Source organism: Seonamhaeicola sp. S2-3, assembly GCF_001971785.1.
GTDB lineage: Bacteria > Bacteroidota > Bacteroidia > Flavobacteriales > Flavobacteriaceae > Seonamhaeicola.
This window is the reverse complement of the sequence record NZ_CP019389.1, coordinates 1,085,405-1,101,393: the sequence shown is the minus strand read 5'-3', so window position 1 is coordinate 1,101,393 and position 15,989 is coordinate 1,085,405. Positions and strand designations below refer to the sequence as shown.

Here is a 15,989-nt window from a genome sequence, read left to right as displayed (position 1 = left end):
AAATGTTCACTGAAAAAGACATTGAGCAAATTCATAGCAAAGGGATAACTGTAGATCAAGTTCATGCCCAAATAGAACGTTTAAAAAACGGTATGTCTTATTCTAAACTATTAGCAGCAGCTACTGTAGGAAGAGGCATTGAACGTTTTACTGAAAAAGAAATACAAGATTACATTCAATTTTATGATAATAAAAGGGATAACTTGTCTATTGTTAAGTTTGTGCCAGCATCTGGTGCAGCAACTAGAATGTTTAAATTTTTATTTCAGTTTTTAAGAACGTATAATCCAGAAAAAGAAACTATTAACGAGTATATTGATAGGCAGAATAATGATTTGGTAAAAACCTTTTTTTCAAATATAGAATCTTTCCCGTTTTATTCAGAAGTTGTTAAAAAATTAAAAGAAACAGTTCCAAACTTTGATTACTTCACATGTGATGAAACTTGCAGTGCATTTGTAAAAGCCATGTTAGATGAGAACGCTCTAAATTATAGCTTTTTCCCAAAAGGACTATTACCGTTTCATAAATATCAAGATCAAGTCGTTTCGGCTTTTAGAGAGCATTTACTAGAGTCTACTTTATATGCTAGTTCAAAGAAAACAGCAAATTTACACTTTACAGTTTCAAAAAAACATCACAATTATTTTAAGTCTGAATTTGAAAAAATAAAAAATGATTTAACAGAAAAAACAGGTGTTACTTTTAAAGTGTCATATTCTTATCAAAAGGAAGCTACAGAAACGGTAGCGCTTACTTCAGATAATAAAGTTTATAGAAATGAAGATAATTCTATTTTATTTAGACCCGCAGGACATGGGGCACTATTAGAGAATTTAAATGAATTAGATTATGATATAATCTTTATTAAGAATATAGATAATATTACTGTTGAAGACAAAAATGTATCTATTTCAGAATACAAAAAATTACTAGCAGGTGTTTTGTTAAACGTTCAAGAAAAGGTATTTGCATATTTAAATAAATTAGATAAAAATGACTGTGATGATGAGGATTACAAAATCATGGCTTTATTTTTAATTCACAGATTAAATGTAATGGTTCCATCAGATTTTGATGAATTTAGTTCAGAGAAAAAAAGCGCCTATTTAAGAGAAAAATTTAACAGACCTATTAGGGTTTGTGGTATGGTTAAAAACGAAGGACAACCAGGAGGAGGACCTTTTTGGGTAAAAGCAGAATCGGGTGATGTGTCTCTTCAAATAGTAGAATTTGCTCAAATTAACTTTAGTAGCAAAGAACAACAAGGTATTGTATATAAAGCAACTCATTTTAATCCTACAGATTTAGTTTGTGCCGTTAAAAATTATAAAGGAGAAAAATTCAATTTAAAAGAATATGTAGATCATGAAGCTGCTTTTATAACTATGAAAACTCAAAATGGAACCGATGTTAAAGCTTTAGAATTACCCGGATTATGGAATGGTAGTATGGCGTATTGGAATTCTATTTTTGTTGAGGTGCCTTTAGAAACTTTTAACCCGGTTAAAACAGTAAACGATTTATTAAAACCGGCGCACCAAGTAGAGGATAATGTTTAATGAAGTATCATTATTAAAAGAGCTTACTTTTAAAGCAGTAAAAAGTTCGGGTAGTGGCGGGCAGCATGTTAACAAAGTGGCCACTAAGGTAGAGTTACATTTTAATTTAATAAATTCTAAGGTGTTCTCAGAAACACAAAAACAACGGCTTCTATCAAAACTTAAACATAGGCTAACTAAAGAAGGAGTATTAATTTTATCTTGTAGTGAAAGTAGAAGCCAGATTAGAAATAAAGAACTAGTAATTAAACGTTTTATGGAGTTAATTAACAACTCTTTAAAAGTTAAGAAACAAAGAATTGCTACAAAAACACCAAAATCGGTTATAAAAAAACGATTAAAGAGTAAACGAAAGCAGGCTGAAAAAAAGGCTAATAGACAAAAACCAAGTTTAGATTAAAAAAAATTAATTCATACTTCAAAATTTATAAATCTGCTGTATATTTGCGCTGTTCTCAAAAAGGGGTGCCTAAATACTAAACTTGTTTAGTAACTGGCTGAGATCATACCCAATGAACCTAGAACAGGTAATGCTGTTTAGGGATATTAAGATGTTATACTAAACAATTTAGTTTTAGCATCTTATTTAATAAAATCAATTTTTAATAACCAAAAGAATAATTACCTCTTTTTATTCGATTATATTTTTTTAATCGACATGAAAAATTTATTTCTTTTTTTAACACTTTTAGTGTTATCAGTCAGCGCAAACGCGCAACAAAATCAAGTACAACAAGATTCAACTTCAACAGAAAAACTAGACGAAGTTTTAGTGAAAGCAGTACGTGTTGATGCAGATTCGCCCATTACCCATTCAAATGTAAGTAAAGAGGAGCTGGCAAAACGTAATTTGGGGCAAGATATCCCTACTTTACTTAATTATTTACCATCTGTAGTTACTACAAGTGATGCTGGAGCAGGTGTAGGGTATACAAGTATTAGAGTACGTGGTTCTGATGCCTCTAGGGTAAATGTAACCATTAACGGAATTCCTTATAATGATGCAGAAAGCCAAGGAAGTTTTTGGGTGAATTTAGGAGACTTTGCCTCGTCAACTCAGAGCTTACAATTACAGCGTGGTGTTGGTACATCAACCAATGGCTCTGGTGCTTTTGGGGCTAGTTTAAATGTGTTAACCGATGCCTTTTCTAAAGAAGCATTTGCTGAAATAGCAAATAGCTTTGGAAGCTATAATACCAGAAAGCATACGGTGAAACTTAGTACCGGTTTAATAAACAATCATTTTGAAATTTCAGGACGTTTCTCAAAAATTGATTCTGATGGCTATGTTGACAGAGCTTTTACCGATTTAAAATCGTATTTCCTACAAGGAATTTATAAAGATGGAAACACCTTAATTAAAGCCTTAACGTTTGGAAACAAAGAATACACCTATCAAGCTTGGTACGGCTTAACCGCAGAAGAGTTGAAAGAAGACCGTCGACAAAACCCATACACCTATGATAATGAAACCGATAATTACTGGCAAGATCATTATCAATTACACTGGAATCAAAGATTTAACAATAATTGGTCTACTAATATTGGTTTAAATTACACCAAAGGGAAAGGGTATTTTGAGCAGTTTAAAGAGGAAGAATCTGCAGAAGATTTTGCTAATTTAATTGAAGACGATTCTGATGTTATAGTTCGCAGATGGTTAGATAATGATTTTTACGTTTTAAATGCTAACGTAACATATAAGAATAATGCTATTGAAGTTATTTCAGGATTGTCAATGAGTTCTTATACAGGAGATCATTTTGGTGAAGTTATTTGGGGGAGTAATTTAGCACCAAATACCAATATACGAGACCATTACTATGATGGTGATGCCACCAAAAACGATTTCAGCATCTTCTCAAAAGCAACCTTTAAATTATCAGATGCTTTAACTGGTTTTATAGATTTACAAGGACGTTTTGTTAGCTATAAAACCAATGGATTAAATTCTGATAGAGAAGAATTTATTACAGATGCAGATTTTAGTTTTTTCAATCCTAAATTAGGATTAACCTATAAAACAAACAGTAATAACAGTTTATACGTATCTTATGCTAGAGCCAATAGAGAACCAAATAGAGATGATTTTGAAAATGGCGTAACCGAAAATGAAACTTTAAACGATATAGAATTGGGTTGGAGACATAATACCGAAAAAGTAGCTCTTAGCACCAATATTTATTACATGTTCTACCAAAATCAATTAGTGTTAACCGGAGAGCTTGATGATGTAGGTAGCCCAATAAGAGCTACAAGTGGTAAAAGTTACAGATTAGGTTTAGAAGTAGATGCTAACATTCAATTTTGTAAAGCGTTTAGTACTTCAACAAATGTGGCATTAAGTAGTAATAAAAATAAAGATTTCAATTCAACCACAGATGTTGGTGTTGTAAATTTAGGAAATACAACTATAGCTTATTCACCAGAACTTATAATTGGTAATGCTTTAAATTTTTACCCTTTAGAGAATTTGCAGATATCATTGTTGAGTAAATATGTTGGAGAACAATATTTGAATAATGTTGAAGATGAACGAGGTGTGTTAGATGATTATTTTATAAATGATTTTAATATTAATTATGAAATTTTCACAAATAAAATATTTAAATCAATAACCTTGTCTGGTTTGGTCAATAACATGTTCAACAAGAAATATGTTTCCAATGCTGTAGATTATGGAGGAGGATGGGTTTATTATTACCCACAAGCCACCACTAATTTTTTATTGGGTGTAACTTTAAAGTTTTAAAACAGCATTAAATTATTTCTGCGAAAGCAATAATTACTATAAGCGTTAAAGGAAGGAAAAGCATCGCATTACTGAGGTGCTTTTTTATTTCAATAAAATAAATAGTATATTTGTTTGAGATAAACTTTAGGGGTGTTTCCTAAAATTGAAAATATCAATTTTTGTGAAACTGAGATTTACCCTTTGAACCTGATGAAGTTAGTACTTACGTAGGGAAAAGTGAATGTTTTATTGTAAATAATACATGGGTTTTTGTAAAACCTGCACTTCGTAAAAACGGGGCATTCTACCTAAAGTTGTCATTTTTAAAACATGTATAAATGATAACAATAACAGTAAACAACAACCCCCAACGTATACCCAAAAACATTTCATTACAACAGTTTTTAGCAAATAAGGTGTCATCAACCCAAGGTATTGCTGTAGCCATTAATGAGCAAATAATAGCAAAAGCAAATTGGGCAACTCAAATACTTTCAAACGGTGATACTATTTTAATTATTCAAGCAACTCAAGGTGGGTAAAAACCGTTAGCTCTTGGCTTTTAGCCATGAGATTCAATATAAATTCAAATAAATTAAACGCCAAAGGCCAAAAACAATAAAAATGAAAATAAAGGATACTGCTCCAGCAGCGCAATTAATTACAAGAAACCCATTTCCAAATTCAAAAAAAATTTATGTAAAAGGACAAATATACCCTGAAATTAAAGTAGCTATGCGCCAAATAACGCTAAGTGATACTAAAGATTCTATGACGGGTAAAGTAACACCTAATGAGCCTGTTACAGTATATGATACATCAGGCCCCTACACAGATCCTGAAAAAGACATTAACGTACATAACGGTATTGAAAGAATACGTGAACAATGGATTTTAAATAGAAATGATGTAGAGCAATTAAGTCAGTTTTCTTCAAAATATTGTAATGAACGCTTAAACGATGCTAGTTTAAATCATATGCGTTTTTCACGCTTAAAAAAACCATTAAAAGCTAAAAAGGGCCAAAACGTAACTCAATTGCATTATGCTAAAAAAGGCATTATAACTCCAGAAATGGAATACATTGCCATTCGTGAAAATCAGAAAATTGATGAAATAACCGAATTAGCTAAACAACATCCAGGGCAAGATTTTGGAGCTTCAATACCAAAAAAAATAACACCAGAATTTGTACGTTCAGAGGTAGCTCGTGGTCGAGCAGTTATTCCAAATAACATAAATCACCCAGAAAGTGAACCTATGATTTTAGGTAGAAATTTCTTGGTTAAAGTAAATGCCAATATTGGCAATTCGGCAACTACATCATCTATTGAAGAAGAAGTAGAAAAAGCAGTATGGGCATGCCGTTGGGGTGCAGATACTATCATGGATTTGTCTACTGGTAAAAATATTCATGAAACACGTGAGTGGATTATTCGTAACTCGCCAGTACCAGTAGGTACAGTGCCAATTTACCAAGCATTAGAAAAAGTAAATGGCGTAGCTGAAGATTTAACATGGGAAATTTTTAAAGACACCCTAATTGAACAAGCCGAACAAGGTGTAGATTATTTTACCATTCACGCAGGCGTTTTGTTACGTTACGTGCCCATGACAGCTAAACGTGTTACAGGTATTGTATCTCGTGGTGGTTCAATTATGGCAAAATGGTGTTTAGCGCATCACAAAGAAAATTTTTTATACACACATTTTGAAGACATTTGTGAAATTTTAAAACAATATGATGTGGCCTTTTCTTTAGGCGATGGTTTACGCCCAGGCTCAATTGCCGATGCCAATGACCAAGCGCAATTTGCCGAATTAGAAACTTTAGGCGAACTAACAAAACTAGCGCGCAAGCACGAAGTACAATGCTTTATTGAAGGTCCAGGGCATGTACCAATGCATATGATAAAAGAAAACATGGAAAAGCAATTAGCGGCTTGCGATGAGGCGCCATTTTACACCTTAGGCCCTTTAACTACAGATATTGCTCCTGGTTATGATCACATTACATCGGGTATTGGTGCCGCAATGATAGCATGGTATGGCTGCGCAGTTTTATGCTACGTAACACCAAAAGAACATTTAGGCTTACCTAATAGAGACGATGTACGTAAGGGGGTAGTAACTTATAAATTAGCAGCTCATGCGGCCGATTTAGCTAAAGGTCACCCAGGAGCGCAACACCGTGATAATGCATTGAGTAAAGCGCGTTTTGAGTTTCGTTGGGAAGACCAATTTAACTTAGGTTTAGACCCCGAAAAAGCACGCGAATTTCATGATGAAACCTTACCTGCCGAAGGTGCTAAAATTGCGCATTTCTGTTCAATGTGCGGGCCAAAATTTTGCTCAATGAAAATATCACAAGAAGTTAGAGATTTTGCCGCCGAAAATGATATTGATGAAAACAACGAAATTTTTCAAAAAGGCATGACTAAAAAATCTGAAGAGTTTAAAGAAAAAGGATCAGAAATTTATTTATAAAATAAAAATAAGGGAGTTCCCACGCAGAAAAAGCGTGGGCGGGCTTTCCGTTGCAATCTTTTGCAGAAAAAGCAAAAGGATTTCCACTTCAATCCCTAACTCAACAAAACATGATAGTTTTAATAGCGCCAGAATATAATGTTACAAACGAAATTGATATACTACAGCAGTTGTTTAAAAACGGGTTACAGTATTTTCATTTGCGTAAACCATATATGAATTATGAGCAACATTGTGATTACTTAAACCAAATAGATTCAAAATATCACAATTACATAGTAACACATCGTTTTCATGAGCTATTAAAAAATTATAATTTAAAAGGTATTCATTTTCAAGAAGCCAAAAGGCGTCAGGTTTTAAACACAATGCCTTCTTCAATAAATAAAAAACAATTTATTGCGCAGTACGCTAAATTATTAAACGTAACATGTGGTTTCTTAGAAACAAAAACCATTAGTTCCTCGTTTCATGAACCTGATGAACTAGAAAATTGTTCAGTCATTTTTAATTACCATTTATTAAGTCCGGTGTTTTCATCTATTTCAAAACAGGGCTATAGTGGTCGTGGTTTTAATGTTAATAATATAAATAAAAAAGTAATAGGTATGGGCGGTGTTACTGCTAGTAATCTAGCAGAATTTTATAAACTAGGTTTTAAAGGCGTGGGTGTTTTGGGTGGTATTTGGCAAAGTAATACACCAGTTGAGGTATTTAAAACAATGAAATGTCATTTTAACTAATTTCTATATAATAAAATGAAAACACATACATATATATTAACCATTGCAGGTCATGACCCTTCAGGTGGAGCAGGCATAACCTCAGATATCAAAACCTTTGAATCACATGGTTTATATGGCTTATCGGTTTGCACAGCCATTACAATTCAAAATGATACAGATTTTAAAGAATGTATTTGGGTAGAGAAAGAATTAATTATTTCTCAAGTACAAACCTTGTTTAATAGGTTTAAAATTGAAGTGGTTAAAATTGGTATCATAAAAAATTGGAAAACACTATCAGTTTTGTTGGATGTATTGCATACTCTAAACCCCGATGTTAAAATAATTTTAGACCCCATTATAAAAGCAACGGCTGGTTTCGATTTTCACACAACTGAAAACCAAGATATTTTAAATACTATTTGGAAAAAATGCTATCTCATAACTCCTAATTATGATGAAATACAATTGCTGTATCCAGATAAAAATATTGAAGATACCATAGCGCATATTGCAAGTAAAACCAACATTTATTTAAAAGGAGGTCACCGAACCGATAAAAAAGGAACCGATGAGTTGTACCACAGAGGTATTGTAATGGTAAACATATTACCTAAAGCTAAAACGGTGTTTCAAAAACATGGTAGTGGTTGTGTGCTATCATCGGCTCTAGCTTCTAATATATGTTTGAATTTGCCTCTAGATGAAGCAGCTGTAGCATCAAAAAAATATATAGAAGCGTTTTTAAATTCTACCCAATCACTTTTAGGTATTCATAGTAAAATCCAATAACCAACAAACAATGATAAACAAACTTCATTATATTTCACAAGGAAACACGCCTAAAGAGCACTTAGAAAACATTCGAAAAGCCTGTCAATACGGTGCAGAATTGGTGCAATTGCGTTTAAAAAATGTGTCAGAAAAAAAGATTTTAAAAACAGCCGAAGAAGCTAGAGATATTACCAGCCATTTTCAAACTAGATTAATAATTAACGACCATTATAAAATTGTTGAAGCTGTAAATGCCGACGGTGTGCACTTAGGAAAAACAGATGCTAACCCAATAATAGCAAGAAAAACTTTAAAAAGTTGGCAAATAATTGGCGGAACAGCCAATACGCTAGATGATTGCCAACAGCGCATTAAAGAAAAGGTAGATTATATAGGTTTAGGACCGTTTAGATTTACTACAACAAAAAAACAGTTAAGCCCTATTTTAGGTGCAAACGGTTATTTGTCAATTATTGATGCTTTAAATGCTAGTATCCCTATTATAGCTATTGGAGGTATTACCATAAATGACGTGCCAGAATTGTTAAAAACAGGCATTCACGGTATAGCAATTTCAGGAGAAATAACACGCGATTTTAATAAAATTAAAGCACTTCATACGCTGTTAAATGCTGGTAGTATGCAAGAGCAACGCTACAGCTTTAAAAATTAAAAAAAATGAACGATATATTAAAAATAGCCGATAAAGAATTTAAATCTAGACTGTTTACAGGTACCGGAAAATTTAGTTCAAACAATGTAATGGCTCAGGCTATTCTAGCTTCAGAAAGTGAATTGGTAACAGTAGCTTTAAAGCGCGTTGATGCAGAAAATCAAAATGATAAAATGCTACAAAGTATACAACAGCCGCACGTGAATTTACTGCCAAATACATCTGGGGTAAGAGATGCTAAAGAGGCTGTTTTTGCAGCACAATTAGCACGCGAAGCTTTAGAAACTAATTGGGTTAAGTTAGAAATTCATCCAGATCCTAAATACCTGTTGCCAGACCCTATTGAAACTTTAAAAGCTGCAGAAACACTTGTGAAACAGGGTTTTGTGGTTATGCCATATATTCATGCAGACCCAGTATTGTGTAAGCGTTTAGAAGAAGTAGGAGCGCAATGTGTTATGCCTTTAGGAGCGCCAATTGGCACCAATAAAGGTTTAAAAACCATAGATTTTTTAGAAATAATTATTGAACAAAGTAATGTACCCGTAATTGTAGATGCTGGTATTGGGGCACCATCGCACGCGGCTTACGCTATGGAATTAGGCGCCAGTGCCGTTTTGGTTAATACAGCTATTGCTGTATCACAAAACCCAGTAGAAATGGCTATTGCTTTTAAAATGGCCGTTGAAGCTGGCCGTTTAGCATACAATGCAAAATTGGCTACAGTAAAACAACATGCCCAGGCTAGTAGTCCACTAACCTCTTTCTTAAATTAATATATAACATCACTTTTAATTGATTTTGAAAAATGAAATCCGAGTTATGAGTCAAACATTTCAAAACATTTTTAATACATATAATTGGGATGAAGCCTTAGCAAGCATAAATGCCAAAACAGCTAATGATGTAGTTGTTGCTTTAAATTCAACAAAAAGAGATTTAGAAGATTTTAAAGCACTTTTATCGCCTGAAGCAGCACCGTATTTAGAACAAATGGCAGCGCAAAGTAAAGCTATAACTAAAAAGCGTTTTGGCAACACTATTCAAATGTATATCCCAATGTATTTGTCTAATGAATGTCAAAATATTTGTACCTATTGTGGTTTTAGTATGACCAATAAAATTCCGCGAAGAACTTTAACAGATGCCGAAATTTTAAAAGAAGTTGACTTCATAAAAAATAAAGGATATGACCACATTTTATTAGTTACTGGCGAAGCAAATAAAACCGTGGGTGTGCCTTACATTAAACATGCCATTGAACTTATAAAAAACAAATTTTCTAACATTACAATTGAGGTGCAGCCATTAAACCAAAATGAATACGAAACCTTAATTGATGCCGGTTTATATGCCGTTTTGGTGTATCAAGAAACCTACCATAAAGCCGAATATAAAAAGCATCATCCTAAAGGAAGAAAATCTAATTTTAATTACCGTTTAGAAACTCCCGACAGGTTAGGTAAAGCAGGTATTCATAAAATTGGTTTAGGGGCTTTATTTGGTTTAGAAGATTGGCGTGCCGATAGTTTTTTCACAGCATTGCACCTTAAATATTTGCAAAAAACCTATTGGAAAACAAAGTATTCTATTTCATTTCCGCGTTTGCGTCCGCATAGTGGAGGTTTAGAACCTAAAGTAGAAATGACCGATAAAGACTTGGTGCAAACCATTTGTGCTTTCAGATTGTTAGATGAAGATGTTGAGTTATCTCTGTCTACCAGAGAAAGTGAAGCATTTAGAAATCACATGGTGCATTTGGGCATTACATCGGTAAGTGCAGAAAGTAAAACAAATCCAGGTGGTTACACTGTAGATCCTCAAACTTTAGAACAGTTTGAAATATCTGATGAGCGCCCTACCGAATCAATTGCCCAAATGCTAAAACAGCAAGGTTTAGAGCCTGTTTGGAAAGATTGGGAATATTTTAAATAGCCAAAAAATGCTAACGGATAACGAAAAAAATATATATAGCAGACATATTATTCTTGATGAAATTGGACTTAAAGGACAAGAGAAATTAAAACAGGCAAAAGTATTAGTTATTGGTGCTGGTGGTTTGGGTTGCCCTGTTTTACAATACTTAACGGCTGCAGGTGTTGGTACAATTGGTATTGTTGATGGTGATGTGGTAGATGTGAGCAATTTACACCGTCAAATATTATATACTATTGACGATGTTGGTAAATCTAAAGCTTTAACGGCTTCAAACCGATTAAAACGACTTAACCCTCATGTTGATTTTAAAGTTTTTGAAGTGTATTTGTCATCACAAAATGCCATCAATATATTTTCAGAATATGATATTATTGTTGATGGTTCTGATAATTTTCAAACACGGTATTTATGTAATGATGCCGCGGTAATTACCAATAAACCTCTTGTTTTTGGTTCTATTTTTAAGTTTGAAGCGCAACTATCTGTGTTTAATTATAAAAACGGACCAACATACAGGTGTTTATACCCAACACCACCAAGTGTAGGTTCTGTACCTTCATGCTCTGATGTTGGTGTTTTAGGTGTTTTACCAGGCATTGTTGGGTGTTATCAGGCTAATGAAGTTTTAAAAATAATATTAGAAAAAGGCACTGTTTTATCTGGGAAACTTTTAACCTTTAATGTGTTAAATATGCACCAAATGTTATTTGACTTTAGTAAAGATGAAGCACTAAAAATTACAACTTTAGAAACTGATTATAATGTGTTTTGTTGTATTGATAAGCCAGCAGAAAGTATTTCAATAGAAACCTTAAACGCTAATAAAGCCGCATATAATTTATTAGATGTAAGAGAGTCATGGGAACGCGTACAGCATAGTATTGGTGGGCAACATATTCCTTTAGGTGAATTAGCTACTAAGTTTCAAAATATTTCCACTGAAAAGCCTTTGGTTGTGTATTGTAAATCTGGCATTAGAAGCCAAAAAGCTATTGCTTTTCTAAAAGAACAATTTCCAAAAGCAAAACTCTTAAATTTAAAAAACGGAATAGGTTAATTATAAATAGTTAGGTAATTACCATTCTGCTCAACCCTATAAAACTTTAAAGAACACTGTAATTCTGCATTTTCAAGAGGCTCGCCAGTAACAAGACTATATTTGTTATTAGAGCAACCTCCAGTAGCTTCTAATCCAGAAGGAACTAAAGTAGAACAGTCGCTAGGTATTTCATTAGGGTCGCTAGCATCCCAAGCGTAGTAACCAATACCTGTGTTTACAACTATAATCCCCGCATTACCTGCATTAGGAATATAAACCGAATTTCCAACAAATGGTAATTGGCTGTATTGCGGTAAACTTAGGTTTATAGTTTCATAAACATTTATGTCTAATAAAAACTTACAGTTTTCGTTTTCTTCAGAATTGCCGCTACAGGCACTTAAAACAAACAAACAAATAAAGGAATAAAATAATTTCATTATAATTAATATAAGCGTTGCAATTTACAATAAAAGATAAACCATATAAATATTTTGTATATTTGTATTTGTAATCTCGTGGAAGCGGGATTTTTTTTGATGCTGACTATGTTCAGCATCTTTTTATTAAATAATAATGCCCCAAAAAAAATTTATAAGGGTTATGCTATTTAAATTTCGAAACAACATTCGATAACGTTTAAATATCATTAATTATTAAACGATGAAGTTATGAGTAAAGTATCTTATTACACAGCAGAGGGACTAAAAAAATTAAGAGACGAGTTAAATTATTTAAAAGACGTTGAGCGTCCTAAGGCGTCACAAGCTATTGCAGAAGCAAGAGATAAAGGTGATTTAAGTGAAAATGCCGAATACGATGCTGCCAAAGAAGCACAAGGTCTATTAGAAATGAAAATTTCTAAAATGGAAGAAACTTTAGCAAATGCAAGAATTATTGATGAATCTCAATTAGATACATCTAAAGTTTTAGCATTATCTACTGTTAAAATAAAAAATCAAACCAATGGTATGGAAATGACTTATACTTTGGTAGCCGAAAGTGAAGCCGACCTAAAAAGCGGTAAAATATCGGTAAACTCGCCTATAGGAAAAGGGTTGTTAGGAAAGTCTGTTGGCGATGTAGCAGAAATTCAAGTGCCAAGTGGTGTTATGAAATTTGATATTATTGAAATAACCAGATAACATTTATGGCTTCTATTTTCACAAAAATAATTAATGGCGAAATACCCTGTTACAAAATTGCCGAAACAGAGGCATTTTTTGCTTTTCTTGATATTAATCCCAATAGTAAAGGGCATACGTTATGTGTCCCCAAAAAAGAGGTAGATAAAATTTTTGATTTAGATGAAGCTACCTATAATGGGTTAATGAGTTTTTCAAGAACCGTAGCTATGGCCATTGAAAAAGCAATTCCATGTGAAAGAGTTGGTATTTCTGTTATTGGTTTAGAAGTTCCTCATGTCCATGTACATCTAATTCCGTTACACACAATGGAAGATGCACGCTTTATAAAAAAAGAAAACCTATCTACTGAAGAGTTTAAGGCAATAGCTAATGTTATTAAAGCCCACTTATAAATTAGGGTATATTGCCAATACTGAAATTATAATAATTAGTAAAATAAATAATAAAATAGCAACCCAAGAAGCTTGTTTTAAATATTTAGAAGCTTTTTTGGGTTGTACTGTTTTTTGTTGGTATTCAAATACGCGTTCAATGTCATTAGTCCATTGTATTGGGTAAATGGTGGTGTTACAAACTTTACACTCTAAAATATGGTTAACCTGTGAGGTGATAGATTTGTAGAATTTAGTTTCTACTATTTTTTGTTGAAAGGTTAAACGTAACCCCTCTTTACTATAGCATTCTGGACAGTTATTTTTTAAAACAACTTCCTTTAAATTAATAAATGATTCCTTCATAACTTTTTAAGCTGACTTTAAGTTAATTTGAATGGTTGTTCCCTTGCCTTTTTCAGAATTAAGCACTTTTATTTTACCATTATGAAAATCTTCAATAATTCGTTTTGTGAGAGATAAACCCAGTCCCCAACCACGCTTTTTAGTAGTAAATCCGGGTTCAAAAATTTTATTAAAATGTTTTTTTGCAATGCCCTTTCCAGTATCGGTTACTTTAACTTTAACATTGTCTTCTAGTTGAGAAATTTCAACAGTTAATTTGCCTCTGCCTTTCATAGCATCAATGGCATTTTTAACTAAATTTTCAATAGTCCAACTATACAGTTGTTTGTTTAAAGCCACAGGTATGTACTCATCAGGAGTAATTAAATCAAACTCAATAAGGTCTGATGCTCTAGATTTTAAATAATCGTAAGAGTGAATGGTTTCTTCTACAATGTTAGCCGTTTCTAAGGTAGGAATAGAGCCAATTTTACTAAATCGTTCTGTAATAATTTTTAGTCTGTCAACATCTTTTTCAATTTCAGAAATATAACTTGGGTTAACATTTTCGCTTTTTAAAATTTCGGTCCACCCAATTAAAGAAGACAATGGCGTACCTATTTGATGGGCTGTTTCTTTAGCCATTCCAGACCACAATTTATTTTGAGTAGCATTTTTATTGCTGCTATAAAAGAAGAAAATTACAGCACCAAATAACACAACAATAAGTATTAAGGCTAACGGATAATATTTAAGTTTATTAATTAGCGGAGAGTTACCATAGTAAATAGTATTGTAAACTTCGCCATCAAACCTTACTTCAATAGGTTTGTTTTCTTTTTCAAATTTTGCAATAAGTTTTTTTAAATAAACAGAATCTTTAATTTTATTAGAATCTAGGTTGTTGTGGTCTATAGAGCCGTCTTTGTTAACCATAATCATTGGGGTGGTTTTGTTACTAGTAATAACCTGTAACGGTAAGTCGCCCATATCAGAATTTAGGTTGCCAGTTTTTATAAGATCGGTTTGTGCAGAAGCCCAAATTTCAATTTTGGTACGTTCCTCGTGTTTAAAATGCTGAAAAAACTCATAAGTTTTCCACATAATAACAGACACTATAATGAATGAAGCCACTACAATAATCCAGCGAAAGGTGTTTTGATGTTTAGTGAAAATCATTAAAATTTAATTTAACATGTAATATAATGCAAATCTGTTAATATTATTGTCCAAGTTGTTAGTAAATCGGTTTTTAGTTGCACGCTTTATTAGTTACATTTGTTAAAATTAAAAGTGGTAAATGGCTTCGTTCAATCCTAAAGACTTATCAACAAGAAAATTACATAGTTATTTGCTGAGTGCTGTTGCGCCCAGGCCCATTGCTTTTGCAAGTACTGTTGATGAAAAGGGAACGCCCAATTTGTCACCTTTTAGTTTTTTTAATGTGTTTAGTGCAAATCCACCAATTTTGGTATTTTCGCCGGCACGTAGAGTTAGAGATAACACTACAAAGCACACATTATGCAACGTAGAAAAAACAAACGAAGTTGTAATTAATGTGGTGAATTTTGATTTGGTGCATCAAGCATCGTTAAGTAGTACAGAATATCCAGAGGGAGTAAATGAATTTGAAAAATCTGGTTTAACCATGTTAAAATCAGATTTGGTAAAACCCTTTAGAGTTGCAGAGTCGCCCATTCAGTTTGAGTGTAAAATTAATGAGATAGTTGCTTTAGGAAATGAAGGAGGCGCCGGTAATTTAGTAATTTGCGAAGTGCTTAAAATGCACATAGATGATGAGGTTTTAAATGAAGATGAAACCATAAATCAAAAAAAATTAGATTTAGTTGCACGTGCAGGAGGGAGTTTGTATAGTAGAGCAAGTAAAGGTTTTTTTGAAATACCAAAACCATTAACAAGCTTAGGAATAGGCGTTGATAGTTTTCCAGAACACGTTAAAAACAGCATGATTTTAACGGGTAATAATTTAGGCATGTTGGGTAATGTAGAAGCTTTACCTTCAAAACAAGATGTAGAAAGTTTTATAGAAGATATAGGTGCTAGATATCCTAAAATAAAAGAAGCTTCGCATAGAGAAAAACATAAATTAGCACAGAAATATTTAAGCTACGGCGATGTACAAAGTGCTTGGAAAATATTATTAAGTTAAGACAAATAAATAAAAAAGTAATT

17 protein-coding genes and 2 riboswitches are annotated in these 15,989 nt (G+C 32.8%); of the genes, 14 read left to right on the top strand and 3 right to left on the bottom strand.

What is annotated here, in order from left to right:
* The first annotated feature begins 2 nt into the window (after window positions 1–2).
* The 11 genes from BWZ22_RS05210 to BWZ22_RS05160 all read left to right on the top strand — a co-directional run bounded on the left by BWZ22_RS05210 (window position 3) and on the right by BWZ22_RS05160 (window position 11,950).
* Window positions 3–1,562 (top strand): DUF4301 family protein, encoded by a 1,560-nt coding sequence (locus BWZ22_RS05210; RefSeq protein ID WP_076698450.1) that lies wholly within the window; start codon window positions 3–5, stop codon window positions 1,560–1,562.
* On the top strand, window positions 1,555–1,962 hold the full coding sequence (arfB, locus tag BWZ22_RS05205; protein ID WP_076698449.1) for an alternative ribosome rescue aminoacyl-tRNA hydrolase ArfB: 408 nt from the start codon (window positions 1,555–1,557) through the stop codon (window positions 1,960–1,962). Before BWZ22_RS05210 ends, arfB begins: the two co-directional genes overlap by 8 nt.
* Before the next feature lie 51 nt (window positions 1,963–2,013).
* Window positions 2,014–2,123: riboswitch (TPP riboswitch) on the top strand.
* A 97-nt stretch (window positions 2,124–2,220) separates the two neighbouring features.
* The gene (locus BWZ22_RS05200) at window positions 2,221–4,314 is read left to right on the top strand and encodes a TonB-dependent receptor (protein ID WP_076698447.1); all 2,094 of its coding nucleotides are present in this window, start codon (window positions 2,221–2,223) and stop codon (window positions 4,312–4,314) included.
* Window positions 4,315–4,432: 118 nt separating this feature from the next.
* Window positions 4,433–4,547: riboswitch (TPP riboswitch) on the top strand.
* 87 nt (window positions 4,548–4,634) lie between these two features.
* Complete coding sequence (gene thiS / locus BWZ22_RS05195; RefSeq protein ID WP_076698446.1) at window positions 4,635–4,838, top strand: sulfur carrier protein ThiS; 204 nt, start codon at window positions 4,635–4,637, stop codon at window positions 4,836–4,838.
* An 82-nt stretch (window positions 4,839–4,920) separates the two neighbouring features.
* Window positions 4,921–6,783 carry a phosphomethylpyrimidine synthase ThiC gene (gene thiC, locus BWZ22_RS05190; RefSeq protein WP_076698444.1) on the top strand — a complete coding sequence of 621 codons (1,863 nt, stop codon included), beginning with the start codon at window positions 4,921–4,923 and terminating at the stop codon, window positions 6,781–6,783.
* A gap of 110 nt (window positions 6,784–6,893) precedes the next feature.
* Window positions 6,894–7,526, top strand: a complete 633-nt coding sequence (locus tag BWZ22_RS05185; protein ID WP_076702299.1) for a thiamine phosphate synthase — start codon at window positions 6,894–6,896, stop codon at window positions 7,524–7,526.
* Between the two features lie 15 nt (window positions 7,527–7,541).
* Window positions 7,542–8,300, top strand: a complete 759-nt coding sequence (locus BWZ22_RS05180; RefSeq protein ID WP_076698443.1) for a hydroxymethylpyrimidine/phosphomethylpyrimidine kinase — start codon at window positions 7,542–7,544, stop codon at window positions 8,298–8,300.
* A 10-nt stretch (window positions 8,301–8,310) separates the two neighbouring features.
* On the top strand, window positions 8,311–8,955 hold the full coding sequence (gene thiE, locus BWZ22_RS05175; RefSeq protein WP_076698441.1) for a thiamine phosphate synthase: 645 nt from the start codon (window positions 8,311–8,313) through the stop codon (window positions 8,953–8,955).
* A gap of 5 nt (window positions 8,956–8,960) precedes the next feature.
* Window positions 8,961–9,731 (top strand): thiazole synthase, encoded by a 771-nt coding sequence (locus tag BWZ22_RS05170; protein WP_076698439.1) that lies wholly within the window; start codon window positions 8,961–8,963, stop codon window positions 9,729–9,731.
* Window positions 9,732–9,777: 46 nt separating this feature from the next.
* Window positions 9,778–10,890 carry a 2-iminoacetate synthase ThiH gene (gene thiH / locus BWZ22_RS05165; protein WP_083692198.1) on the top strand — a complete coding sequence of 371 codons (1,113 nt, stop codon included), beginning with the start codon at window positions 9,778–9,780 and terminating at the stop codon, window positions 10,888–10,890.
* Window positions 10,891–10,897: 7 nt separating this feature from the next.
* Window positions 10,898–11,950, top strand: a complete 1,053-nt coding sequence (locus BWZ22_RS05160; RefSeq protein WP_076698436.1) for a HesA/MoeB/ThiF family protein — start codon at window positions 10,898–10,900, stop codon at window positions 11,948–11,950.
* Here BWZ22_RS05160 and BWZ22_RS05155 read toward each other — a convergent pair.
* Window positions 11,947–12,372 (bottom strand): hypothetical protein, encoded by a 426-nt coding sequence (locus tag BWZ22_RS05155; protein ID WP_076698435.1) that lies wholly within the window; start codon window positions 12,370–12,372, stop codon window positions 11,947–11,949. The two genes, BWZ22_RS05160 and BWZ22_RS05155, sit on opposite strands and share 4 nt — an antisense overlap.
* A gap of 231 nt (window positions 12,373–12,603) precedes the next feature.
* Between BWZ22_RS05155 and greA the strand changes: the two genes are divergently transcribed.
* Both greA and BWZ22_RS05145 read left to right on the top strand, forming a co-directional pair.
* Window positions 12,604–13,077 (top strand): transcription elongation factor GreA, encoded by a 474-nt coding sequence (gene greA, locus BWZ22_RS05150; RefSeq protein WP_076698433.1) that lies wholly within the window; start codon window positions 12,604–12,606, stop codon window positions 13,075–13,077.
* Window positions 13,078–13,082: 5 nt separating this feature from the next.
* A complete protein-coding gene (locus tag BWZ22_RS05145) occupies window positions 13,083–13,472 on the top strand; it encodes an HIT family protein (RefSeq protein WP_076698432.1) in 390 nt (129 codons plus the stop codon).
* Here BWZ22_RS05145 and BWZ22_RS05140 read toward each other — a convergent pair.
* Together BWZ22_RS05140 and BWZ22_RS05135 are read right to left on the bottom strand one after the other, a co-directional pair.
* Window positions 13,467–13,817, bottom strand: a complete 351-nt coding sequence (locus tag BWZ22_RS05140) for a hypothetical protein (RefSeq protein WP_076698430.1) — start codon at window positions 13,815–13,817, stop codon at window positions 13,467–13,469. The genes BWZ22_RS05145 and BWZ22_RS05140 overlap by 6 nt on opposite strands.
* Before the next feature lie 6 nt (window positions 13,818–13,823).
* The gene (locus BWZ22_RS05135) at window positions 13,824–14,975 is read right to left on the bottom strand and encodes a PAS domain-containing sensor histidine kinase (RefSeq protein ID WP_076698429.1); all 1,152 of its coding nucleotides are present in this window, start codon (window positions 14,973–14,975) and stop codon (window positions 13,824–13,826) included.
* Window positions 14,976–15,096: 121 nt separating this feature from the next.
* On the opposite strand from BWZ22_RS05135, the gene BWZ22_RS05130 reads away from it, so the two are divergent.
* On the top strand, window positions 15,097–15,966 hold the full coding sequence (locus BWZ22_RS05130) for a flavin reductase family protein (RefSeq protein WP_076698427.1): 870 nt from the start codon (window positions 15,097–15,099) through the stop codon (window positions 15,964–15,966).
* Window positions 15,967–15,989 lie beyond the last annotated feature (23 nt).